Annotated in this window: 18 protein-coding genes and 1 pseudogene; 10 read left to right on the top strand and 9 right to left on the bottom strand. The window is 66.5% G+C overall.

Features of this window, described 5'->3' with window-relative positions; genetic code table 11:
* Window positions 1–25 precede the first annotated feature (25 nt).
* On the bottom strand, window positions 26–1,150 hold the full coding sequence (locus QM741_RS16705; protein ID WP_415208764.1) for a 5-(carboxyamino)imidazole ribonucleotide synthase: 1,125 nt from the start codon (window positions 1,148–1,150) through the stop codon (window positions 26–28).
* Complete coding sequence (gene purE, locus QM741_RS16700) at window positions 1,147–1,650, bottom strand: 5-(carboxyamino)imidazole ribonucleotide mutase (protein WP_415208763.1); 504 nt, start codon at window positions 1,648–1,650, stop codon at window positions 1,147–1,149. Before purE ends, QM741_RS16705 begins: the two co-directional genes overlap by 4 nt.
* Window positions 1,651–1,711: 61 nt before the next feature.
* Between purE and QM741_RS16695 the strand changes: the two genes are divergently transcribed.
* Together QM741_RS16695 and nadC are read left to right on the top strand one after the other, a co-directional pair.
* On the top strand, window positions 1,712–1,978 hold the full coding sequence (locus QM741_RS16695) for a Trm112 family protein (protein WP_415208762.1): 267 nt from the start codon (window positions 1,712–1,714) through the stop codon (window positions 1,976–1,978).
* Window positions 1,979–1,982: 4 nt separating this feature from the next.
* Window positions 1,983–2,843 carry a carboxylating nicotinate-nucleotide diphosphorylase gene (nadC, locus tag QM741_RS16690; RefSeq protein WP_415208761.1) on the top strand — a complete coding sequence of 287 codons (861 nt, stop codon included), beginning with the start codon at window positions 1,983–1,985 and terminating at the stop codon, window positions 2,841–2,843.
* A gap of 78 nt (window positions 2,844–2,921) precedes the next feature.
* Here nadC and QM741_RS16685 read toward each other — a convergent pair whose 3' ends face one another.
* Window positions 2,922–4,076 carry a hypothetical protein gene (locus tag QM741_RS16685; RefSeq protein ID WP_415208760.1) on the bottom strand — a complete coding sequence of 385 codons (1,155 nt, stop codon included), beginning with the start codon at window positions 4,074–4,076 and terminating at the stop codon, window positions 2,922–2,924.
* Between the two features lie 107 nt (window positions 4,077–4,183).
* On the opposite strand from QM741_RS16685, the gene QM741_RS16680 reads away from it, so the two are divergent.
* Window positions 4,184–6,439 (top strand): 3'-5' exonuclease, encoded by a 2,256-nt coding sequence (locus tag QM741_RS16680; protein WP_415208759.1) that lies wholly within the window; start codon window positions 4,184–4,186, stop codon window positions 6,437–6,439.
* Window positions 6,440–6,550: 111 nt separating this feature from the next.
* Here the strand turns inward: QM741_RS16680 and QM741_RS16675 are convergent, their stop codons facing one another.
* A complete protein-coding gene (locus QM741_RS16675) occupies window positions 6,551–7,240 on the bottom strand; it encodes a ribonuclease T2 family protein (protein ID WP_415208758.1) in 690 nt (229 codons plus the stop codon).
* A 152-nt stretch (window positions 7,241–7,392) separates the two neighbouring features.
* Here QM741_RS16675 and QM741_RS16670 point away from each other — a divergent pair, with 152 nt between their 5' ends.
* Window positions 7,393–7,860: an SET domain-containing protein gene (locus tag QM741_RS16670; RefSeq protein WP_415208757.1), complete on the top strand. Its 468-nt coding sequence runs from the start codon at window positions 7,393–7,395 to the stop codon at window positions 7,858–7,860.
* Here the strand turns inward: QM741_RS16670 and QM741_RS16665 are convergent.
* The gene (locus QM741_RS16665) at window positions 7,857–8,006 is read right to left on the bottom strand and encodes a DUF3096 domain-containing protein (RefSeq protein WP_415208756.1); all 150 of its coding nucleotides are present in this window, start codon (window positions 8,004–8,006) and stop codon (window positions 7,857–7,859) included. The genes QM741_RS16670 and QM741_RS16665 overlap by 4 nt on opposite strands.
* Window positions 8,007–8,349: 343 nt before the next feature.
* Between QM741_RS16665 and QM741_RS16660 the strand changes: the two genes are divergently transcribed.
* Window positions 8,350–9,807 (top strand): MFS transporter, encoded by a 1,458-nt coding sequence (locus QM741_RS16660; RefSeq protein WP_415208755.1) that lies wholly within the window; start codon window positions 8,350–8,352, stop codon window positions 9,805–9,807.
* Window positions 9,808–9,868: 61 nt separating this feature from the next.
* Here QM741_RS16660 and QM741_RS16655 read toward each other — a convergent pair whose 3' ends face one another.
* Window positions 9,869–11,002 carry an ROK family protein gene (locus QM741_RS16655; RefSeq protein ID WP_415208754.1) on the bottom strand — a complete coding sequence of 378 codons (1,134 nt, stop codon included), beginning with the start codon at window positions 11,000–11,002 and terminating at the stop codon, window positions 9,869–9,871.
* Between the two features lie 185 nt (window positions 11,003–11,187).
* On the opposite strand from QM741_RS16655, the gene QM741_RS16650 reads away from it, so the two are divergent.
* Genes QM741_RS16650 through QM741_RS16640 form a run of 3 tightly spaced genes read left to right on the top strand, consistent with a single transcriptional unit; the run spans window position 11,188 to window position 15,967 of the window.
* Window positions 11,188–13,833, top strand: a complete 2,646-nt coding sequence (locus QM741_RS16650; RefSeq protein WP_415208753.1) for a TonB-dependent receptor — start codon at window positions 11,188–11,190, stop codon at window positions 13,831–13,833.
* A 21-nt stretch (window positions 13,834–13,854) separates the two neighbouring features.
* A complete protein-coding gene (locus tag QM741_RS16645) occupies window positions 13,855–14,658 on the top strand; it encodes a DUF1868 domain-containing protein (protein WP_415208752.1) in 804 nt (267 codons plus the stop codon).
* A 37-nt stretch (window positions 14,659–14,695) separates the two neighbouring features.
* Window positions 14,696–15,967: an MFS transporter gene (locus tag QM741_RS16640; RefSeq protein ID WP_415208751.1), complete on the top strand. Its 1,272-nt coding sequence runs from the start codon at window positions 14,696–14,698 to the stop codon at window positions 15,965–15,967.
* Window positions 15,968–15,974: 7 nt separating this feature from the next.
* Here QM741_RS16640 and QM741_RS16635 read toward each other — a convergent pair whose 3' ends face one another.
* Complete coding sequence (locus tag QM741_RS16635) at window positions 15,975–17,105, bottom strand: prephenate dehydrogenase (protein ID WP_415208750.1); 1,131 nt, start codon at window positions 17,103–17,105, stop codon at window positions 15,975–15,977.
* 109 nt (window positions 17,106–17,214) lie between these two features.
* Here QM741_RS16635 and QM741_RS16630 point away from each other — a divergent pair, with 109 nt between their 5' ends.
* A complete protein-coding gene (locus QM741_RS16630; RefSeq protein ID WP_415208749.1) occupies window positions 17,215–17,898 on the top strand; it encodes a hypothetical protein in 684 nt (227 codons plus the stop codon).
* 55 nt (window positions 17,899–17,953) lie between these two features.
* Here QM741_RS16630 and fusA read toward each other — a convergent pair.
* Together fusA and QM741_RS16620 are read right to left on the bottom strand one after the other, a co-directional pair.
* Window positions 17,954–19,997, bottom strand: a pseudogene (gene fusA, locus QM741_RS16625) (elongation factor G).
* 231 nt (window positions 19,998–20,228) lie between these two features.
* A complete protein-coding gene (locus tag QM741_RS16620) occupies window positions 20,229–21,287 on the bottom strand; it encodes an NADH:flavin oxidoreductase/NADH oxidase (protein WP_415208748.1) in 1,059 nt (352 codons plus the stop codon).
* 314 nt (window positions 21,288–21,601) lie between these two features.
* On the opposite strand from QM741_RS16620, the gene QM741_RS16615 reads away from it, so the two are divergent.
* Window positions 21,602–22,177: a hypothetical protein gene (locus QM741_RS16615; protein ID WP_415208747.1), complete on the top strand. Its 576-nt coding sequence runs from the start codon at window positions 21,602–21,604 to the stop codon at window positions 22,175–22,177.
* The last annotated feature ends 51 nt before the right edge of the window (window positions 22,178–22,228 follow it).

Raw genomic sequence — 22,228 nt, 5'->3', positions numbered from 1 at the left:
GGCTATCGGGGCGACGATGCGTGCCCTAAAGCGCGGCAAGCACCGGCGCGGCCTGCGCCTCCCGCCCGAGCGCGTGCGCGACGCGCGCGAGGCGCTCGCGCATTTCGCCGTTCGTGTTGGCGCACAACGTCGCATGGCCGACCTTGCGCCCCGTGCGCGGCGACTTGCCGTAGTCGTGCCAGTGTGCGCGCGGCTCGGCGAGAACCGGCAATGCATCGGGCAATTCGCCGATGAAGTTGAGCATGACCGTCGTGCCGAGCGCCGCGGTGTCGCCGAGCGGCAGCCCGAGCACGGCGCGCACATGGTTCTCGAACTGGCTGCACGGCGCGCCTTCGATCGTCCAGTGCCCGGAGTTGTGCACGCGCGGCGCCATCTCGTTGCCGAGCAGCTTGCCGTCCTTGACGAACAGTTCCAGCGCGAACGTGCCGACGTAGTCGAGATGCTCGGCGATCGCACGCGCATGGCGCGCGGCCGGTTCCATCAGCGCCTCCGCGCTCGGTGCGGGCGCCAGCGTGGCCGAGAGGACGCCGTCCTCGTGCCAGTTCTGCACGAGCGGATAAGTGGAGAATGCTCCGTCGCGCCCGCGCCCGGCGACGAGCGACACTTCGCGTTCGAACGCGACCCATGCTTCGAGGATCAGTTCGGCGCCGCCGAGCGCGGCCCAAGCCGCGTCGACGTCGGCTGGCGACTTGATGCGGAACTGGCCCTTGCCGTCGTAGCCGAGCCGGCGCATCTTGAGCACCGCAGGAGTGCCGATCGCGACGAGCGCGCGTTCGAGATCGGCGCGGCTGTCGACCGCGGCGAATGCGGGCGTGTCGAGGCCGAGTTCGCGGAACAGGGTCTTCTCGACGAGCCGGTCCTGGGTCGTCGCCAGCGCGCGCGGGTTGGGGAACACGGCGACTCGTTCCGCGAGCCAGCGCGCCGTGTCGGCCGGCACGTTCTCGAAATCGAACGTGGCCACGTCGATGCGCCGGGCGAAGTCCTCCAGCGCGGCGAAATCGCGCCAGTCGGCGGTGACCTGTGGTGCGACCTGGCCCGCGCAGGCATCGGCGACGTTGTCGACGACGAGAAAGCGCACACCGAGCGGCGCGCCGGCGAGCGCGATCATGCGGGCGAGCTGGCCGCCGCCCAGGATGCCAACGGTTTTCATGCGCGCGGATCGGGCTGGGCGAGCACGCTTTCCGTCTGCGCCGTGCGGAATGCGTTCAATGCCCTCGCGACGGATTCGTCTTCGAGCGCGAGCAGGCTCGCGGCGAACAGCGCCGCGTTGGTCGCGCCGGCCTTGCCGATCGCGAACGTCGCCACCGGCACGCCGGCCGGCATCTGCACGATCGACAGCAGCGAATCGATGCCGTTGAGCGCATGCGAGGACACCGGCACGCCGAGCACGGGCAGCGCGGTCTTCGCCGCGAGCATGCCCGGCAGGTGCGCCGCGCCGCCCGCGCCGGCGATGATCGCCTTGAGCCCGCGCGCGGCGGCATCGACGGCGTAGCCGAACAGCAGGTCGGGTGTGCGGTGCGCGGAGACCACGCGCACCTCGTGCGCGATACCGAGCTGGTCGAGCGTCCCGGCCGCATGGCTCATGGTCTCCCAGTCCGAGCGCGAGCCCATGACGATGCCGATGCGCGCTGGCGCGGTGTCTGTGTTCATGGCTTAGCCTGCGCAAAAACGATATTCTACGGACACTTCGCGCATCACGCATCTTCGCCGCATGGACAAACGCCTGCTCGACATCCTCTGCGACCCGGTGACCAAGACGCCGGTCAAGCCGCTCAGCCGCGGCCAGCTCGATGCGCTCAACCGCGAGATCGCGCGCGATGCGGTCAAGACCGTTGCCGGCGCGAACGTCGCCGCCGCGCTCAAGGCCGGCCTGATCACGACCGACGGCAAGGTCATCTATCGCATCGACGACGACATTCCGGTGATGCTGGCCGACGAAGGCATCGGCACGACGCAGTTGCACGATTTTCCGAACTGAGCCGATGGGAGAGTTGCCGCCGCCCGACGTCGTCGTCGTCGCGCAGGACGTCGCCCGCGCGCTGGCCGAGGATTTCGGCGGCGGCGACGCGACCGCGGACCTGCTGCCCGCCTCGGCGACCGCCAGCGCCGTCGTCATAACGCGTGAAAACGCCGTGCTCTGCGGCACGGCCTGGTTCGACGCCTGCTTTCGCGCGCGCGATCCGCACGTCGTCATCGAATGGCGGGCGCATGACGGAGATCGCGTCGCCGCCGATGCGACATTGTGTACTTTGCGCGGCAATGCGCGCGCGCTGGTCGGTGCGGAGCGCTCTGCGCTCAATTTCCTGCAAACTCTGTCGGGCACGGCCACGGTTGCCGCGCAGTTCGCCGACGCCGTGCGCGGCACGCGCACGCGCATCCTCGACACGCGCAAGACGCTGCCGGGCCTGCGCCACGCGCAGAAATACGCGGTGCGCTGCGGCGGCGCGAGCAACCACCGCATCGGCCTGTTCGATGCGATCCTGATCAAGGAAAACCATATCACTGCGGCCGGTTCGCTCGCGGCTGCCGTCGCGGCGGCGCGCGCGACGCATCCGGATCTGCTGCTCGAAGTCGAAGTCGAGAATTTCGACGAGCTCGACCAGGCGCTCGCCGCTAAGGTCGACCGCATCATGCTCGACGAGTTCTCGCCGGACGACATGCGCCGCGCCGTCGCCCACGTCGCCGGGCGCGTGCCGCTCGAAGTCTCGGGCAGCGTGACGCTCGACCGCGTGCGATCGATCGCCGAAACCGGCGTCGATTTCATCTCGGTCGGATCGCTGACCAAGCACGTGCGCGCGATCGACCTGTCGATGCGCGTGCGGATGGATGGACACACAGGCTGACCGCGATCCATCTTTGCCGTCATTCCTGCCTTCGCGGGAATGACGAGCCAAGCAGCTGGCAACAGCGCCACTTCGCATTCAATCCGCCTTCGCCAGCATGATCGCCTCGCGTATCGCGGCGTCACGCGCAAGGGGATCGAATACGAGCCGGCCGTCTTTCTCGCGAATGCCGAGATCGGCGTAAAGGGCGGCCCAGTCCGGAAATGCAGTCATCGCCGCGAACTCGCGATAGCGAGTCGAGATCAGCGACGTCTTTGCGAGCGCGTCGAGCCGCGCGACGAATTCTTCCGGCCGCCATGGGCGGTACGCCGGCAGGCAGCAGCCGCGGAAGCGCGACAGCACGGTATCGAGCCCGACCTTGCCGCCGCTCTCGCGGCGCAGATCGCGGTCGACCGTCAGCCAGAACGCCGCGCCGGCCCAGTACACGCGCTGATACGCGTGCGTGCGCTGCATCGTCGCCGCCGTCCGTTCGAGCGTGTCGTCGCCCGGCTGCGCCGCGCCGGAATCCTTCGGCCAGCCGATCCCATGCCTGCGCCGGAGTGAGCAAACCGCTGCGCGCGCGCAAGACATTGCGGCGGATTGATGCCGCCGAGGATCGCCACGCGCAACACGCCGCCCGGCAATTCGATCCTCCTCTCGTCGAAATGGCCGATCGCCACCGCGGCCGACCAGTCCGGCGGCGTGTCCGGAATGGTGAAGTCTTTGGAAGGCGCTCCCATCGACGATGACTTTTTGTCTTTTACCGGCATCGATGGCGGTTGAGAGGTTTCCTGCCACGGCGCGGAAACCGACTACCCGGCGGGCAACTCCACATGGATTCGCGCGTCGCCATCCTGCACATCGGCGCGCAGCAGCCACAACTGCGGTGCGACGAACAGAATCCTCGCCGAAGCGCCGGCCGACGTCGGACCTGTCCTCGGCCGCGATCGCGGCGAGATCGGCGCGATAGCTCAGGCATTCGCCAGCACGCCAGTCCGTCGCGTTCCAGCCGCCGTCGTCGCTGATCAGCGTCCCGTGGCCGTCGCGCGCGACGTCGGCGACGAAGCGCTTCGCCCACGCCGAATCCGCGGTGAAAACGACGTGCGCATGCGCATCGTGCAAGCAGACGCGCACGCGCATGCTCTGCGCGCCCGCATCGAAGACCGCGCGATACTGCGGCACCTCGCGCGCCGCGGCCGACGCCAGCGACGACAGCACGGACAGCAATACGGAAACCATCAGTTTTCGCAACACGGATTGCCCTCTCAGAACGCGGCGTTGAGCGGCCCGCAGGGCCGGCTCGAACGCCGCGAGTCGGTCTGGACGTTTCGTCCGGACCAACACCAATTACAATTCGCCCAATGGATGTTTCGTATCTGCTCGACGATCTCAACGCGGCTCAGCGCGAAGCGGTCAGCGCCCCGCTCGGCCATTATCTCGTACTCGCGGGCGCAGGTTCGGGCAAGACGCGCGTGCTCACGCACCGCATCGGCTGGCTGCTCGAAGTCGAGCGCGTGTCGCCGTGGTCGGTGCTCGCGGTCACGTTCACGAACAAGGCCGCCGGCGAGATGCGCTCGCGCGCGCAGGCGCTGCTCGAACGCTCCTCGCTGCTCAATACGCGCGGGCTCACGGTCGGCACGTTCCACGGCATCGCCCATCGCCTGCTGCGCCAGCACTGGCGCGAGGCGAGGCTGCCGGAGACGTTCCAGATCCTCGACGGCGACGACCAGCAGCGCCTGGTCAAGCGCACTATCGCCGCACTCGGTCTCGACGAATCGCGTTTTCCGCCGCGTCAGGCGACGTGGTTCATCAACGCGGCGAAGGACGAGGGCAAGCGTCCGGCCGGCTTCGAGCGCGAAGCCAATCCGCTCACGCGCACACTCGTCGACATCTACAAAGCCTACGAGGAACAATGCCAGCGCTCCGGCCTCGTCGACTTCGCCGAGCTGCTGCTGCGTTCGCACGAGCTGTTCCTCACCGACGAACGCTTGCTCGCGCATTACCGTGAACGCTGGCGCCATCTGCTGATCGACGAATTCCAGGACACCAACACGTTGCAGTACGCCTGGCTGCGCGTGCTCGCGGGCGACACCGGCAAGGTCTTCGCCGTCGGCGACGACGACCAGGCCATCTACGGCTGGCGCGGCGCGCGCGTGGAGAACATGCAGCACTTCCTGCGCGATTTCCCGAGCGCGAAGACGATCCGCCTCGAGCAGAACTACCGCTCGACCGGCACGATCCTCAAGGCCGCGAACGCGATCATCGCCAACAATCCGCAGCGCCTCGGCAAGCAGTTATGGACCGCGGGCGACGCGGGTCAGCCGATTTCGGTCTATGCCGCGTACAACGAGCAGGACGAGGCGCGCTACGTCGTCGAGGCGATCCGCGAGCATATCCGCCAGGGCGGCGACGCGCACGACTGCGCGATCCTCTACCGCTCGAACGCGCAGTCGCGCAACTTCGAAGAACAGTTGATCCAGCACGACATCCGCTATCGCGTCTACGGCGGCCTGCGCTTCTTCGACCGCGCCGAGATCAAGGATGCCCTTGCTTATCTGCGTCTCGTTGCCAACCGCCACGACGACGCGGCCTTCGAACGCACGGTCAACACGCCGCCGCGCGGGATCGGCGAACGCACGCTCGACACGCTGCGCCAGCGCGCGCGCCGCGACGGTTCGTCGCTGTGGGACGCCGTGCTCGCGGAATTCATCACGGGCGAACTGGCCGGGCGCGCGAAGAATGCGCTGCGCGGGTTCGTCGATCTGATCGAAAGCCTTGCCCGGGATTGTGCGGGCGAGGCTGCTTCGGCTCGTCATCTCGGCGAAAGCCGGGATGACGAGCAAAGCGAATCACGAATTGCGAATCACGAATCACTCGCCCTTGCCGAACAGATCGACCTCGCCATCCAGAAATCCGGCCTGCGCGACTATTACGAAGCCGACTCGCGCGGCAGCGCCGAGTCGCGCGTCGAGAACCTCGACGAACTCGTCAACGTTGCCAGCCGCTTCGAACGCACGCCCGAGGACATCGAGGCGAATCTCGACGAACTTGCCGCGTTCCTTGCCCACGCCGCGCTCGAAGCGGGCGAATCGCAGGGCGAAGCGTGGGAAGACTGCGTCCAACTGATGACGCTGCATTCGGCCAAGGGCCTTGAATTCCCGATCGTGTTCCTCGTCGGCCTCGAGGACGGCCTGTTCCCGAGCCAGCGCTCGCTCGACGAACCGGGCCGGCTCGAAGAAGAGCGCCGCCTCGCCTACGTCGGCATCACGCGCGCGCGCGAAACGCTGATGTTGAGCTACGCCGAATCTCGCCGCCTGCACGGCATGGAAAGCTACAACCGTCCGTCGCGCTTCCTGCACGAGCTGCCGCGCGAACTGCTGCACGAGGTGCGCCCGCGCGTGCAGGTCTCGCGCCCGCTGTCGGCCAACCACTACGCCGCCGACGCGCTCGAAGTCACCCAATTGAAACTCGGCCAGCGCGTGCGCCATGCGAGCTTCGGCGAGGGTGTCGTCATGGACTCCGAAGGCTCGGGCGCGCACGCGCGCGTGCAGGTCAACTTCGAAGACGCCGGGGCGAAATGGCTCGTGCTGGCCTATGCGAATCTGACGGCGTTGTAAAACCTTCTTTCCTTGGCGGAGCGTGGCGGAAACGAATGTTCGCGCACGTTCCGGCGTGCGCAATCGCCGGAATGACGGGCAACGGCGCGAATCTGCGCGCAGCAGCGGCGTTCAGCGCACCGCCGGTATCGTCAATTTGCCTGCACGGCAGGAGTTGCGCACGCGCCCGCCGCAGGACTTGACCGACAGATTGTCCTTGTCGACGCAGATGCGCACTTCCTCGAGCGTGCCGCCGTCCTTGCACTGCACGCTGATCATGTTGTCCTCGAGGCCGGGATTGACGTCCATGAAGGCCCTGGTCACGTCGTCGGCGCTGAGCTGCGGCGACGTGGCCGGCGTCTTCAGCGCCTGCGGAATCGTCACGCGCGAGAACGCGTCCTCGGCGAGCGCGAAATATTCCTTCGGGTCATGGCCGGAACAGGCGCCGTGGGTCTGCCACTCGTGCTCGATCAGATGCCGGCTCGGCATGATCGGCAGCATCTGCGTGACCGTCGCCTCGTCGGGCTCGCGGTTCGTGGAGCAGTTCTGCGGCCAGCCGCCGCTCTTGTATTGCGGCCACAGGCCGTGCATGACGAAACCGTAGCCCTTGCCGCACTGCTGCGGTTCGTCCGGGTGCACGGCGCAGTAGCTCGGCGACCACGACAGCGAGACGACGTAGTAGTCGAAGCGCCCGGGCCGGCCCCCGCCGGAATTGCCGTGCTTGCCCTTGCTGCGCGCGTCCGCGTCCGTTGCCGCGGCGAATGCGAGCAACAGGCCCAGCGCGGCGGTGCAGAACGAGGTGAGCTTCGACGTGCCTGACATGGGATTCCTTGCGCGGAGGCGCGGATGGATGGACGTCGCGGATGATAAGGGCAGCGCCGCGCAGCGGCAATTCGGCGGCGCGGACCGGCCCGCGCGCACGGCGATCGCGCTATCATCCAAGCTTCCCTTTTTCGAGAGCATCGAGTCGTCGCATGGCCAAACGTTTCGTCCGCCGTTCCTCCCCGATTCACGGCAACGGCGTGTTCGCCGCGCAGGATCTCGCCAAGGGCGTGCGCGTCATCGAGTACAAGGGGCGCCTGCTGACGCACGCGCAGGCCAATCGCACCTACGCGAACGACACCGATTCGGGCCACACCTTCCTGTTCACGCTCAACGAGAAGTACCTGATCGACGGCGGCGACGGCGGCAACGACGCGCGCTGGATCAACCACAGCTGCGCGCCGAACTGCGAGGCGTGGATGGTCGAGGACGAGGGCGGCGACAAGCGCCGCGACAAGGTCTTCATCGAGACCCGGCGCGCGATCAAGGCCGGCGAGGAGCTGACCTACGACTACGGCATCAAGCTCGAGGAGCGCCACACGCCGCGCCTCAAGGCCATCTGGGCGTGCCGATGCGGCGCGAAAAACTGCACCGGCACGCTGCTCAAGCCGAAGCGCTAGGCAAGGTGATGGCCGAACAGGCCGATCAACCCGATCAGGATCAGGTACAGCGCGACCACGTAGTTGAGCAGGCGCGGCATGACGAGGATCAGGATGCCGGCGATCAGCGCGATCAGCGGCGACAGCATATGGATGGAAACGGACATGGCGGTTCTCCGCGGCGACGCGAAGCTGCGTCGACGACAGCCTATCCCGGAACCGGTGAAAAACGCTTGAACGGCGCCGCGCCCCGAAGTAAACGTTTGCAGCGGCGGCGACGGATGTTAGAGTCCGCAGGTTCCACGAGGGAGGGATTCGTGGGCGGCAAGATGGTCGTATTCGCGCAACGGCGCACTTCGGCAGGCGATCGCCACACAAGAATCGCCGCCCGTTCCGTCGCGCGATAACGCAGCGGCGTCGCCCGCTGCGCACGCCGGAGACATCCTGCCGCCTGCAATCCGCGCAGCGCCCGGCATGCCGGGAAACAACCAACACTACGGCGGATAGGCAATGACGACACAGCAAACCCGGTGGTCGCAGTTCGGCGCCCTGATCATCGTTTTCTTCTTCTGGGGATTCGTCGCGGCGAGCAACGACATTCTCATCCCGGTGTTCAAGAAGGCGTTCGATCTCACCCAGGCGCAGAGCCAGCTCGTTTCGGTGGCGTTCTACGTCGCCTATACGGTCGGCTCGATCATCTACTTCTTCGTCTCCAAATCGATCGGCGGCGACGTGCTCAATCGCATCGGCTACAAGAACGGCATCTGCCTGGGCCTGGTGATTTCCGCGCTCGGCACGCTGCTGTTCTACCCGGCGGCGAATACGGGTTCGTTCACGCTGATGATCTCGGGCCTGTTCGTCGTCGGCCTCGGCTTCTCGCTGCAGCAGATCGCGGCCAATCCGCTCGCGATCGTCATGGGCGATCCAAGCACGGGCGCGCAGCGCCTGACCATGGCGGGCGGGATCAACAATCTCGGCACCACGATCGGTCCGCTGATCGTCAGCATCGCGATTTTCGGCAGCGTCGCCGCGGGCGGCACCGAGGCCAGCATCGAGAACGTGAAGACACCGTATCTCGTGCTCGGCGTGGTGTTCGTTCTCGTCGCGCTGTTCCTTTATTTCTCGCCGGTGCCGAACAAGATCGACCTCGAACACGTCGCCGCCGACGAGGCCGGCGACAGCTCCAAGCTGATCCACAGCGACTCGATGTTCGCGGCGTTCAAGTACCCGCAGCTCGTGCTCGGCATGGTGGCGATCTTCCTCTACGTCGGCGTCGAGGTGACCAACGTCGCCAACCTGCCGGCCTACCTGGAAAAGGGGCTTGGCATGGAAACCGCGCATATCGCGCCGTTTGTGTCGCTGTACTGGGCCAGCCTGATGATCGGACGCTGGTCGGGCGCGGCCGGCGCGTTCGACGTCGGCGCCTCGACCAAGAAGCTCCTCACCTTCGTGTTGCCGTATCTCGCGTTCGGCGTGTTCCTGCTCGTCAACACGATCGCGCAGCACGACGTGCGCCAGTTCCTCGTCTACGCGTTCGTCATCGTCGCGATGATCGTGGCGGCATTGCTGAGCCGCGGGAATCCCTCGCGCATGCTGTTCAACTTCGCCGTCGGTGGCATTCTCTCGCTGGCGATCGGCATGGCGACCTACGGCATGGTGTCGGTATTCGCGTTCACCGCGGCCGGCCTGTTCTGCAGCGTGATGTGGCCGTGCATCTTCGCGCTCGCGATCGCGGGTCTCGGCAAGAACACCAACGAAGGCTCGAGCTTCCTGATCATGATGATCTGCGGCGGCGGCTTCGTGAGCTGGTTCCAGGGCTTCATTTCGGAATCGATCGGCATCCACGCGAGCTACATCGTCGGCGTCGTCTGCTTCGCCTACCTCGCGTTCTACGCGTGGTACTGCTCGGGCGTCCTCAAGAAGCAGGGTATCGATCTCGACGAACTGGCAGCGAGCGGCGGCCACTGAGCGTGACGCCGGGCCGTCCGTCGCGGCCCGGCATCGCGTTGCGGCGGATCGGCCAAGCCGGTCAGCAGGAAGTCGCCGATGTGACGTAGTGCAGCGGCAAGCTTGCCGCACCGAGATCGAGGCCGGACTTGGCAAGCTGCGAGACGACGATTTCCGGCGTGCCCAGACTCGTCGGGATCGTGTGCGGCAACCGCTCGCGCAGCATCTGCGCCATCGGCGCGAGCACTGCTGTCGGCAGAAGTCCGTTCAACACGATCGCTTCGATGTCGAGCAGGATCGCGAGGTGCCGCGAGAGGTCGACCAGGCTAGGTCCGACGCGGGCGATCCATTCCGTTATCAGAGGTTCCGGAATCGTCGCGCGCGCAAGGTCGCGTATATGCTGCGGCGGTTTTTTCATGCGCGCCGCGAGAAACGCCAGCAGGTCCCGTCCCGAAGGCCGCGCTTCTTCATACGGGAACAGGCCGCCGAATTCAGCGGATCGGCCGAGGGTGCCGTGATACGGTTTTCGATCGAAGATCAGGCCGCCGCCGAAGCCGTAGGCGATGTGGATCGCGGCGAAATTGCGCATCCGCTGCGCTGCGCCGAAATACAGGTCCGCGAGCGTCGCGGCCTTTGAGCTGTTTTCGAGCCAGGTCGGCAGATGCAGCGCGTGTTGGAAATGCGCGGGGATGTCCAGTTCTTTCCACGCTTCGTATTCGTCGGGCAGGTAGGTCTGTCCGCCCGGTTGCAGGCCGGCGCCGTAAGTGCCGATCGCGACTCCGGGCATGCACACGCCCGCGCCGATGACGCGCCGGCGCGCGACGCCGCTTTCGGCGAGCAACTGATCGAGCAGTTTCGCCGACAGCGACGCAACGACCGCCGGGTCCGCTTCCGCGAGATTGCGCGCGACGCTGGCGCGCAGGTTGCCCTCGAGATCGATCAGGCAGGCCGAGAGATATTCCGATTGCACGGCGATGCCCATCGCGAATGCGCCGTCCGGATTGATCTTGATCAGCTGCGCCGGCTTGCCGCGCTGGCCGTCGCGCACCTTGTGCAGGTCGAGCAGCAGGCGGTTGTTGGTGAGCGACTGGGTCAGCCGGGACAGGCTCGGCGTTGTCAACCCGGTCGCGCGCGCGAGACCCACGCGCGACATCGGGCCTTCACTGCGCAGCAGATCGAGTATGCGCCTCTCGTTGTAGCCAAGTTCGCCGTCCATCGTCGTGGGCAATCATTTACCAAGCCAAAGACAAGTAAATCATCCCATCGATTTTCGAAGGGAATGTTATCCACACGTCGGAAATTTGAAAAGGTCTTGCCAAAATCCGGAAAGCTTGCTGTAATAATCTACATAAAGTAGCTAAATGATGGACACCTAGACTACTCGACACCCGGGAGGACGAAATGAACTGGATTTGCGATGCGTTGTCCGGCTGCGGCATGAAGAAGCCGGTGATCGCGGCGTGCGTTGCCGCGGCGTTGTCGGTGCTCGCGCCGACTGCGCAAACGATGGCTGCGACTTCGGCGGCAACCGCGCCCGAAGTTTCCCGACCCGACTCCGCGGTAACCGATGCCGATACATCCGGCGCATCGGCGGACGCGGCAGCGCCTCCCGAGAGCGCCGGGGCCGCGCCGGCGGGCAAGTCCGAAACGCAGAATCTCCAGGAGGTCGTGGTTACCGGAAACGCGGCCGTCGGCGGCGTCAAGAAACTCGATGCGGCTTATTCGGTGACCACGCTGACCGCGGACCAGATCAAGCAGGCCAATCCGGTCAGCGCAAACGACATCCTCAAGGCCTCGCCGGGGATTCACGTCGAATCGTCCGGCGGTCAGAGTGGCGCGAACATCGAAGTCGCCGGCTTTCCCGGCAGCAGCGGATCGCCGTTCGTCACCATCGCTCTCAACGGCAGTCCGCTTTATCCGGTGCCCGGACTGGCCTATCTGGAACACGGCTCGCTGTTGCGCATGGACGACACCATCGCCCGCGCCGAATTCGTCCAGGGCGGACCGAGCGTGCTCTACGGCAACGCGCAGCCCGGCCTGTTCGCCAACTTTATTCTCAAACAGGGCGGCGCGACGCCCAACGGCAGTGTCGGTCTCACTTATGGCTCGGAAGGCTTGCTGCGCCTGGACGGTTTCGTCAGCGGCCCGCTCGGCGGCAGCGGCTGGTATGGCAGCATCGGCGGTTTCTGGCGCAAGTCCGATGGCGTTCGCGATCCTCAATACACGGCCGACAAAGGCGGCCAACTGACCGCGACGCTGACGCACGATTGGGACAACGGTTCGCTGATGCTCTATGCGCGCGTCCTCAACGACAAGAATCAATTCGTCACCGGCACGCCGATCCTGAATCCCGGCCGCGGTCAGTTTTCCGCCTATCCGGGATTCGATCCGCTGACCGGAACGATGGGCAGCAAGGCCGACCAGTATGAGTTCCTGCAAACCGTGCCGTGTTCCACCGCAGGCTGCACGCCGGGCGGCATACCGATCAACATGGCCAACGGCCGCGGCCCGGACATGCACTTCGCCGGCGCCAACTTCGATTGGGAATTCGGCAACGGCTGGTCGCTGTCCGACAAGCTGGGAGTGAGCGGCGGCACCGAGGGCATGGTCGCGTTCTACAGCACCGGCAGCAATCCGTCGACGCTGGCGGCTTACATCGCCGCCGCCGCGACGGCGGCCGGCTTGCCTGCGGGCCTCGTCGCAACAGCCACCTACGCCAACGGCGGCGGCGCGGCGGACATGAACCAGAACGTCGTCAAGCAGGAGCTTCGCTACGTCAAGCAACAGGTCCACTCCGCCAGCAACGAGCTTCACGTCAGCAAGGAGCTGTTCGACGGCAACACGTTGACGCTGGGCAACTACACGGCCGTCTACAGTTCGACCGAACATGCGTTCCAGGGCAGCAACATCCTGCTTCAGGCCGTGAGCAATCCCGATCCGATCGCGATCAGCCTGAGCGACGGCAGCAACACCTGGCAGCTCGCCAGCGCGCAAGGTTTCACCGCGGGGCCGACCGCGGTGAACATCATTCGCGGCAACGGATTCAATACCGCGTTCTTCCTGAGCGACAGCTGGAAGCTCGACAACTGGCTCTTCGACGCCGGCGTACGCGCCGAACACCAGCACGTCACCGCCCATCTCGGCAATGTCGGCAAGGCGGATTTGGACGCCAACCCCTACACGCTGTACAACAACGGTTCGCGCTACGCATTGCCGGGCCAGAGCAACATCTACTACGGCAAGAACGCGCCCGCGTGGACCGTGGGTGCGAATTACGCGTTCACCGAGAACATGAGCGCCTATGTGCGCTTCAATGATGGCGTGCATTTCCCCTCGGTCACCGACCTGACCAGTTTGCCGGGCACGCCGGTCGGCAAGGTTCACAACATGGAAGCCGGCTTCAAGTATCAGCAAGACTGGATCTACGCGACGCTCACCGGCTATCGCCGGCTGTACTACGGCGTGCCGACGACCCTGCTCGTTGCCGTGGGCAATACCTCGCAACTCGTCTCGTACGTTTACGGCTCCGCCACCAACGGCCTCAACATCCAGGCGACGTTGAAGCCGTTCGAGAATTTCTCGCTCACCTTTTCGGGTGACTACCAGGATGGCCAGTACACTCACAGCGACGGTTGCTACACCTACCAGGGCGAAACCTCGACCACCGTGTGCAATCCCGGCAATGCCTTCAACGGCAACCAACTCGCGCGGCAACCGGTGTTCCAGGCGCGTGTCACGCCGGCCTATACGCTACCCACGAGCTGGGGTTCGCTGAGCGCGTGGCTTACCTATGAGTACATCGGATCGCATTACGGCGATCAGCTACAGTTGCAGCCGCTCGGTCACTACCACGATTGGGCGTTCGGCATCGTCGCCGACGTCGGCACGCATTGGCAACTGCGCCTGCAGGGCACCAACCTGACCAATGAGATCGGTCTGACCGAAGGCAATGCGCGCCTTCTCGACACGGCCAGTGCGGGCGGCGTGATCCTGGCGCGGTCGATCGAAGGCAGGGAAGTGAACGCGCAGGTCAAGTACAAATTCTAGGATCGGTTGCAGGAGTGAAGTGTGAATCCCGATCGTCGCAGTTGGTTGATTCGAAGCGCGCTCGGCGTTTCGGCCACATTGGCGGCATCGCGCGCGCGCGCCGACGAGCGTGCGCAGTGCCGTTCGTTGCCGCCGGCGAAGCCCTCGGAAGTCGGGCCGGGCGAGAAATTCGCCGTCGACGGCAAGGTGCAGCGCTTTCCGGGCAACACGATTCTCTGCCACGTGCCGCGGCCGGGCGCGGCGTTCGACGCGCTGTGCCGGGCCTGCGAGACGCTGCGCGCCGAAGTCGGCTCGCGCCACCTGAGCTGGTTGCCGGAAGCGTCGTATCACGCGACGATTTTCGACTGCGTGACCGATGCGTACCGCCTTCCGGGCGACTGGCCGCAGATGTTGCCGCTCGACGCAAGCATGGAGCAGTGCAATCGCTACCTCGCCGGGCGGCTGCACGATTTCGACCTCGGCTTCGCGCCGCCGTTGCGCTTCGTCGTCGACGACGATGTGGAATCCTGCGACGTGGCGACGCTCGTCCCGCTGCGTCCGATCGACGCGGCCGAGAACCGCCGCCTGCGCGATCTGCGCGATCGTCTTTCCAGGGCGACCGGCATACGCCATGCCAACCACGACGGTTACCGCTTCCACAGCAGCTTCGCCTACTACGTGCGCCAGTTCACGCCGGCAGAGGAGGCGAATTACCAACTGGCCCGTGCGCGCATGCTGCGTCGCTTGCGCAAGGAAATCGCCGTGCTCGAACTCGATGCGCCGACATTTTGCGTGTTCGACGACATGTTCGCGTTCCACGAGCAGTTTCGTTTGAGAAAAACCTGATATATAGCTCCGCCCTGCAAACGGCACTGGAGCGGCGATGACTCCCGCCAATTCGCGAGTGCATCCGATCGACGCCGCATCGGCGCGGCGCGGCGTGCGCGACTACGCGCTCGCGCACCTGGGCAAGAGTTTCTTCTGGGTTGCCGGGGATGCGCTGACGATCTACATCTTGATCCGCTACGCCGGCTACGGGCCGGTGGCCGCCGGATCGCTGTTTCTCGCCGCATTGCTGTGGAACGCGATCTGCGACGTCGCGGTCGGCTGCTGGGCCGACCGCCGCGGCGCGGCGGGGCGCACGCTGGCGCCGGTTCTCGCCGTGGCTGCGCCGACGATGGGCGCCGCGTTCGTCGCCAGCCTTTTTCTGCCGCCGCGGCAGTGGCCGTGGGAATTGTTCGCGGCGCTGGTGTTCCGCACGGCGTTCGCCGTCTTCGACGTACCGCACAACGCGATGATGGCCAGGCTGTCGACGACGCCCGCCATCGGCCTCGACATCGCGAACCTGCGCACGATCGCCTCGGGCGTTGCCGCGCTCGTCGTCGGCGTCGTCGCGATGCCGCTGATCGATCGCGGCGGCGAGGCGATCGCATTGCCTCTGGTATTGATCCTGAGCGCGGTTTCGATCGTGCTGCTGTTGCCGTTCCTGCGGATCTTTCCGCGTCTCGAACGCTTGCCCTTGTCGACCGAATCGCGGCCCGACTTCGCGCCGGCGCCGGCGCCCGCGTTGAGCTTCGCGCGTTTGTGCGCGGTGGCCACGTGCAGCACGGTGGCGCTCGCCGCGCTCGGCAAGGCGATTCTGCATCTCAATCTCGTGCACAACCGCTGGGCGACGGGCACGGTGCTGGTGATGATGCTGGGCCGCATCGCCGCGACCCTCGCCGCCGGCCCCGCGATTGCGCAGTTCGGCAGCGCGGGCGCGTTGCGCGTGGCCTGCCTGATCGCGACGGGCCTGATCCTCGCGCTGCCGTTCGCCGTCGCCGCGGGCGAATGGCTGCCGCTGCTGGTCATCCTTCTGCTGGGCTTCGCGCTCGGCGTCGAGGTGATCGTGTCGTGGCTGATTCTCGCGGCGATCGTGCGCTCGTCGAGGATCGAGATGCGCCGCGGTTCGTTGCGCTTCGGCCTGTTCACCATGATCGCCAAGGTCGCCGCGGGCAGCGGCGGCTGGCTGCTCGGCTGGCTGCTCGCGCGCGCTGACGTGCCGGGTTCCACGCAGATCGTGATGGATGCGGGGATGTTGTGGGGCCTGTGTCTCGCCGCCGCGTTCGGTACGCTGCTCGCGGCGTGGCTGGCCCGACCAAGCCCGTCGTTTTGAGGCGTGTTCAGTGGGGGGCGAGCACGCGCCCGATGCCGCGCCCGCCGATCGCGGCGACTGCGGCCTTTACTTTTTCGGGATCGCTCGCCGGGTCGTAGCCGATGCGGAAATGCAGTTCGCCGTCGGGCGTGCGCGAGGAGTGGATCGAATCGAGGTTGATGGCGAGTTCCTCGAACACCTGCAGCAAGGCGCGCAGCGAGCCGGGCCGGTCGAGCGGCAGGAACACGCTGATGTGCGCAGGCGAGGCGAGGTCGGCGAGCAGATAGCCGAGCCGTTCGAAGCCGTAGTTGCCCTCGGCGAGCGATTCGCCGCCGTGGAATCCGCGCGGTTCGGCGAGCAGGCGCTCGCGCATCGCCGCGCGCGCCGGGTCGCCGCCCTCGCGCACGCGGTCGCGCAGGAAATCGATGTGCGCGGCGAGCCGCTCCAGCATCGCGCCGATGTGCGGATTCTCGAACTGGATGTCCTCGTAGATCGCCGGATTGCCCGCGAGCATGCGCCGCGTCACCACGCCGTCGAGTTCGTAGCCGACGGTGCGGAATGGATGGATCGCATCGAGGCCGCCGAGCGCCGGCGCGAGGTCGTGCAGCGTTGCGGCCTGGGCCATGTGCGTCGCATGGGTCATGCCCTGCACGGTAGCCATGATGCGGTCGTGCTGCTCGGGTTGCGCGCGCACGCAGTCGGCTTCGGTGGCGGCGAGGAATTGCGCGAACCACGCGCGCCAGGCGTCGAGGCGCGCCTCGCAGACGACGAGCACGCGCGACTTCAGCGTCGGCGTCTTCGGCGGCGCGGTCATCGGATGCAGGCCGACGACTTCGGCCTGCGAGCGCAGCATCGCCGCGACGGGCGCGGCCTTGATCGAGGTCAGGTCGAGCCAGAGCTTGCCGCGTTCGCGGCCTGCGGCGAGCGCGGCGTATTCGCCGATCAGCGCCGCCGTGGCGCGGATCGGCGCGGAGAAGATCAGCACGTCGGCGCGTTCGATCAGGTCGAGCGTGGACAATGTGGCGTCGCCGTTCGGATCGCGCCCGATCACCGTCAGGCCCATGCGCTGCTCGAAGAATCGCTTGAACCAGCGTCCGAACGCGCCGGCGCTGCCGACGATGCCGATCACGGGTTTTTGTGGAACGAGCGTTGCGGGCATGGCGTTGCGTTTCAGTGGACGAGTCGCGATTACAAGGTTTTACCTCGCCGGCACTTGCCATGCCAGGCGCCGGATTCGAAGATGCGATGGTCCGATCAGGAGATTTTGCATGATGCGACGAACTCGCGGAATAGGGATCGACATTGGCGTGCTGTTCGGCGCCGCGATCGGAACGGCGCTGGCGCAGACTCCGCCGGCGTCCGAGCCGAAATCGCCGCAGGCGACGTTGCCCGACGTCAAGGTGGTCGGGCCGAAATGGGAAACGCGCCGCGGCGGCTACGTCATTTCGAGCGACTTCAACGTCGATCCGAAGATGTCGGCGGTGATCTTTCCTGCGGAACCGTTCCAGAAAGGCGACATCTTCGATTTCCGCACCGTGCGCATGAGCGACGACGAGTATTTCGTGCTGCAGGAATGCGCTTCGGCTGATTGCACGCAGGCCCATGTCCTGCAGGTCTGGACCCGCAACGGCGCACTCGGTCTGACCAGCCGCGATCCGAACCGCTTCTGGATCCCGCACGAGGGCAAGATGTTCATGTTCATGCAGCGCTTTCCGATGTCCGGCGGTGGCATGGAGGGCGGGAGCACGTTCAGCGGCTACGAGCCGTCCAGTCCACCGCTGGTGCTCAATCCGACCGGGACGCCGGATCAGTTCCGCGTCTGCGACGTCAAGGCCGCGCAGGAAAAAGGCCCGGTCAAGGTCGTCGAATCCAGCCACGACGGCTCGCAGATGAAGCTGAGCTTCGAAGGCGGCGCCAGCGTCTTCATCCAGCGCATGCGCGCAGCGGAGTGAACGCGCCTGCCGCTTCCGGCAAGCGGGCAGCGGGGATGCAAGCGGGCGACGGCGGTCAGTCTTCCTCGGTCTTCGGCTTGTACGCCTCGACGAGTTTTTTCTGCACCTGCGCCGGCACCGCGTCGTAGTGGCTGAACTCGATCGCGTAGCGGCCCTTGCCGCCGGTCATCGATTTCAATTCGGTCTGGTAATCGGCGACTTCGGCGAGCGGTGCGACCGCACGGATGACGATCTCGCCGCTGCCGAGCGCGTCGGTGCCGCTGATCTGCGCGCGCTTGCCGGCGAGGCCGCCGGTGACGTCGCCGACGTGCGCGTCGGGCACGAACACTTCGAGGTTGACGATCGGTTCGAGCACCTGCGGGCGCGCCTTCGCGACCGCATCGAGGAAGGCCTTCTTGCCCGCGGCGACGAAGGCGACTTCCTTCGAGTCGACGGTGTGGTACTTGCCGTCGTAGACGACGACGCGCACGTCCTGCATCGGATAGCCGGCGACCGCGCCGTGTTCGAGCACGAGGCGCACGCCTTTCTCGACCGCGGGCAGGAACTGGCCCGGGATCGTGCCACCCTTGACCTCGTCGACGAATTCGAAGCCCGCCCCCCGCGCGAGCGGCTCGATGCGCAGATAGACTTCGCCGAACTGGCCCGCGCCGCCGGTCTGCTTCTTGTGACGGTGATGGCCCTCCGCTTTGGTGCCGACGGTCTCGCGGTAGGCGATGCGCGGCGGCCGCGTCTTCACCTCGACGCCGTAGCGCTCCTTCAGGCGTTCGAGCATCAGGCGCAGATGCAGGTCGCTGAGGCCGCGGATCACCGACTCGTTCAACTCCTTGTTGTGCTCGTAGCGGAAGCAAGGGTCTTCCTCGGCGAGCTTGTGCAGCGAGGCGGCGAGCTTCTGCTCGTGGCCCTTGTGCGCCGGTTCGACGGCGAGGCCGAACATCGGCTGCGGAAACGCGAGCGGGGCGAGGTGGATTCTGGTCCTCGTCGTGCGAATCGTGCAGCACCGCGTCGAAATGGATTTCCTCGACCTTCGCCACGCCCGCGATGTCGCCTGGAATCGCCTGATCGATCTCGACGTAGTCCTTGCCCTTGAGCTTGAACAGATGGCCGACCTTGAACGGCTTCCTGCCGTCGTCGATGAACAACTGCGAATCCTTCCTGATCGTGCCCTGGTAGACGCGGAACACCGCGAGCTTGCCGACGAACGGATCGTTGACGATCTTGAACACGTCGGCGATCACATGCGCGCCCGGATCGGGCTTGGCTTCGATCGGCGCTGCGTTCGTGCCGGCGCCCTTGGCGAATGGCGGCGGATTGCCTTCGAGGGGATTCGGCAGCAGCTTGTCGATGATCGCGAGCAGCTCGCGCACGCCCGCGCCGGTGCGCGCGGAGACGAAGCAGATCGGCACGAGATGGCCTTCGCGCAGGCATTGCTCGAATGCGTCGTGCAGTTCGGCGCCGCTCAGCGCCGACTCGCCCGCGTCGAGATAATGGCCCATCACGGTCTCGTTGATCTCGACGACCTGGTCGATGATGCGCTGGTGCGCGGCGGCGACGCTGTCGAAGTCGGCGACGCCGTCGGGTTTGAAAAAGCAGTCGACCACGCTCTTGCCGCCCTGCGCGGGCAGGTTGATCGGCAGGCATTCGGGGCCGAAGGTTTCGCGCAGTTGCTCGACGAGCGCGCGCGGATTCGCGCCATCGATCTTGTTGACCACGATCATGCGCGCGAGGCCGCGCTGTTTCGCGTGGTGCATCATGTGCTGCGTGCCGTACTCGATGCCTGCATGCGCGTTGACGACGACGGCGCAGGTCTCGACCGCGGCGAGCGCGGTCAGCGTCGGACCGCGGAAGTCCTGCAAGCCCGGCGTGTCGATCAGGTTGATGTGGCAGGCGCCGCCGTCGATCGAGGCGATGCTCGCGTTGAGCGAATGCTGGCGCTGCTTTTCGAGAGGATCGTGGTCGGAAACCGTGGTGCCGCGCTCGATCGTGCCGGGAGTCTGGATCGCGCCGCCCGCATGCAGCAGGGCCTCGAACAGCGTGGTCTTGCCCGCGGCGGAGTGGCCGACGAGCGCGATGTTTCGGATGCCTTGGGTGTCGTGGGCCATATCGTCTCCTTTTGCGCAGGGAAAGAGGAATGCTTTCCTTCTCCCGCGGGGAGAAGGTGCCAAGGGCGGATGAGGGAAGGGCATCTCAAGTTTTCGGCCGGATAACGATCAGCCGTCGCGCTCTTCCCTCATCCGGCGCTGCCGCGCCACCTTCTCCCGCGGGGAGAAGGGAAGCTAGCGTTCTCCTTTCTCGCAGTGCGGTCAAGCCGCGCCGCCGCAGGATGACACGGTCTACCAAGCGCGCCGATATTGCTCGGGCACCGGGATTTTCACGCCCAGCTCCGCCGCGGCGCGCAGCGGGAAATACGGATCGCGCAGCGACTCGCGCGCGATGAGGACGAGATCGGCCTCGCCGCGCTCGACGATTTCCTGTGCCTGCGCCGCCGTCGTGATCAGGCCGACGGCGCCGGTCGCGATGCCCGCCTCGCGGCGGATGCGCGCGGCAAACGGCACTTGATAAGCCGGCGCCAGCGGAATCTTCGCGTGCGCGACGTTGCCGCCCGAGGAGGTGTCGATCAGATCGACGCCGTCGGCTTTCAGCCAGCGCGCGAGTTCGACGCATTCGTCGATGTCCCAGCCGCCTTCGCTCCAGTCGGTGGCCGACACGCGCACGAACAGCGGCTGCGGCTGCGGCCACACGCCGCGCACCGCGGCCACGACTTCGCGCAGCAGGCGGGCGCGGTTTTCGAGCGAGCCGCCGTAGGCGTCCGTGCGCCGGTTCGACAGCGGCGACAGGAATTCGTGCAGCAGATAGCCGTGCGCCGCGTGGATTTCGACGACGTCGAAACCGGCGTCGCGCGCGCGCCCGGCCGCGGCGGTGAAATCGGCGACGATCTTGCACAGTCCGGCCTCGTCGAGAGCCGTCGGCACGGGATGGCCGGCATCGAACGGGATTGCGCTCGGCGCCACCGGCGCCCACGCACCGGCCACGCCGACGAGCGGCTTGCCGCCGCGCCACGGCACGTCGGTCGATGCCTTGCGCCCGGCATGGGCGAGTTGGATGCCCGCGGTCGCTCCGTGGTTCTTGACGAAGGCCGCGATGCGCGCCCACGCCGTCTGCTGCGCTTCGTTCCAGATTCCGGTGTCGGCCGCGGAAATGCGCCCTTCCGGCGAGACGGCGGTCGCTTCGGTCAGCACGAGTCCCGCTCCGCCCACGGCGCGGCTGCCGAGATGGACGAGGTGCCAGTCGTTCGGCACGCCTTCGACCGCGGAGTATTCGCACATCGGCGAAATCGCGATACGGTTGCGCAGCGTGACCTTGCCGATCTCGAGGGGCGTGAACAAAGCCATGGAATTTCGTCCTGTCGGAAATCCGGAATGATGCGAGGTGGGGTGAGGCGACCGAAACTCAAGAGGACGGCGGCTTGCGCGAGAGGGCAAGTCCGCGTCGTCGGCGCGGACGCGATCGGCGTCGTAGTTAATCGGCGGTTCGGCCCGGCGATGCGATAGTCCGGCGCGATCGGCTCTGACCCTCCACCCCGCAGGCGGCTCGAACGGCGCGAATGGACAGCACATCGAACACCGCGGAGCCTCGTTTGAGGGAACAGGTACGCGCCCGCGCGCTCGTGCGGGTACGGGCGCGGGAACCGCGGCCGCCGCGCGCATTGCGCGTCGTTGCGATCGTCGTGACCGTCGCGTTGCATTTGCTCGTCGCGATTTCGTTGTACGTGCTGATGCGGCCACGGCCGGCCGCCGACGGCGATCGCATCGAAGTGCGTCTGCTCGATGCGCCGCCGTCCGAACCGGTTCTGCCTGAGCCTCCGCAGGAGAGCGCACGGGTACCGCCGCGCATGCGCGTGCCGGTCACGCTAGCCCGGCGGCCGAGTCCGGCCGCATCGGCGCCAGTCGTCGCCGCCACGCCGGATCGGTCCACTGAGCTGGACACGGCGACGCTGTTCAATGCCGACGGCTCGCTGCGCGTGCCCGTTGCGCCGCCGCCGAAATCCGCGCCGCACGAAGAGGCGGTCCGGCGCGGACGCGAGATGATGGCGCGCGGTCTCGATTGCGAGGCGCACGGGCCGGACGATCTCGCCCATCGCGAGAGTGTGGGCGAGGAAGCCGCGCGCAAGTATCTGGCCTGGATCGGCCTCTACAATCCGGCCGCCGCGCAGCGGCGTGCGGAACTCGAGGAGCAAAGGCAGACGCGCTGCCGCATGTGGAAAAAAGAAGCGGGGCCCTAGGAACGGCGGGCGCCGCCGCCTTCCTTCGAAAAAAATGGGCGGGCACGAGGC

Source organism: Rudaea sp. (assembly GCF_047601565.1).
In the GTDB taxonomy this organism is placed as follows: domain Bacteria; phylum Pseudomonadota; class Gammaproteobacteria; order Xanthomonadales; family Rhodanobacteraceae; genus Rudaea.
This window is presented reverse-complemented; position numbering and strand designations above follow the sequence as displayed.

What these genes read in the sequence shown, in the direction of transcription:
- QM741_RS16660 (WP_415208755.1), top strand. Translation starts at nt 8,350, where the DNA reads ATGACGACACAGCAAACCCGGTGGTCGCAGTTCGGCGCCCTGATCATC.
- nadC (WP_415208761.1), top strand. Translation starts at nt 1,983, where the DNA reads ATGGGAGAGTTGCCGCCGCCCGACGTCGTCGTCGTCGCGCAGGACGTC.
- QM741_RS16680 (WP_415208759.1), top strand. Translation starts at nt 4,184, where the DNA reads ATGGATGTTTCGTATCTGCTCGACGATCTCAACGCGGCTCAGCGCGAA.
- QM741_RS16655 (WP_415208754.1), bottom strand. Translation starts at nt 11,002, where the DNA reads ATGGACGGCGAACTTGGCTACAACGAGAGGCGCATACTCGATCTGCTG.
- QM741_RS16630 (WP_415208749.1), top strand. Translation starts at nt 17,215, where the DNA reads ATGATGCGACGAACTCGCGGAATAGGGATCGACATTGGCGTGCTGTTC.
- QM741_RS16640 (WP_415208751.1), top strand. Translation starts at nt 14,696, where the DNA reads ATGACTCCCGCCAATTCGCGAGTGCATCCGATCGACGCCGCATCGGCG.
- QM741_RS16620 (WP_415208748.1), bottom strand. Translation starts at nt 21,287, where the DNA reads ATGGCTTTGTTCACGCCCCTCGAGATCGGCAAGGTCACGCTGCGCAAC.
- QM741_RS16675 (WP_415208758.1), bottom strand. Translation starts at nt 7,240, where the DNA reads ATGTCAGGCACGTCGAAGCTCACCTCGTTCTGCACCGCCGCGCTGGGC.
- QM741_RS16665 (WP_415208756.1), bottom strand. Translation starts at nt 8,006, where the DNA reads ATGTCCGTTTCCATCCATATGCTGTCGCCGCTGATCGCGCTGATCGCC.
- QM741_RS16695 (WP_415208762.1), top strand. Translation starts at nt 1,712, where the DNA reads ATGGACAAACGCCTGCTCGACATCCTCTGCGACCCGGTGACCAAGACG.
- QM741_RS16635 (WP_415208750.1), bottom strand. Translation starts at nt 17,105, where the DNA reads ATGCCCGCAACGCTCGTTCCACAAAAACCCGTGATCGGCATCGTCGGC.
- purE (WP_415208763.1), bottom strand. Translation starts at nt 1,650, where the DNA reads ATGAACACAGACACCGCGCCAGCGCGCATCGGCATCGTCATGGGCTCG.
- QM741_RS16650 (WP_415208753.1), top strand. Translation starts at nt 11,188, where the DNA reads ATGAACTGGATTTGCGATGCGTTGTCCGGCTGCGGCATGAAGAAGCCG.
- QM741_RS16670 (WP_415208757.1), top strand. Translation starts at nt 7,393, where the DNA reads ATGGCCAAACGTTTCGTCCGCCGTTCCTCCCCGATTCACGGCAACGGC.
- QM741_RS16705 (WP_415208764.1), bottom strand. Translation starts at nt 1,150, where the DNA reads ATGAAAACCGTTGGCATCCTGGGCGGCGGCCAGCTCGCCCGCATGATC.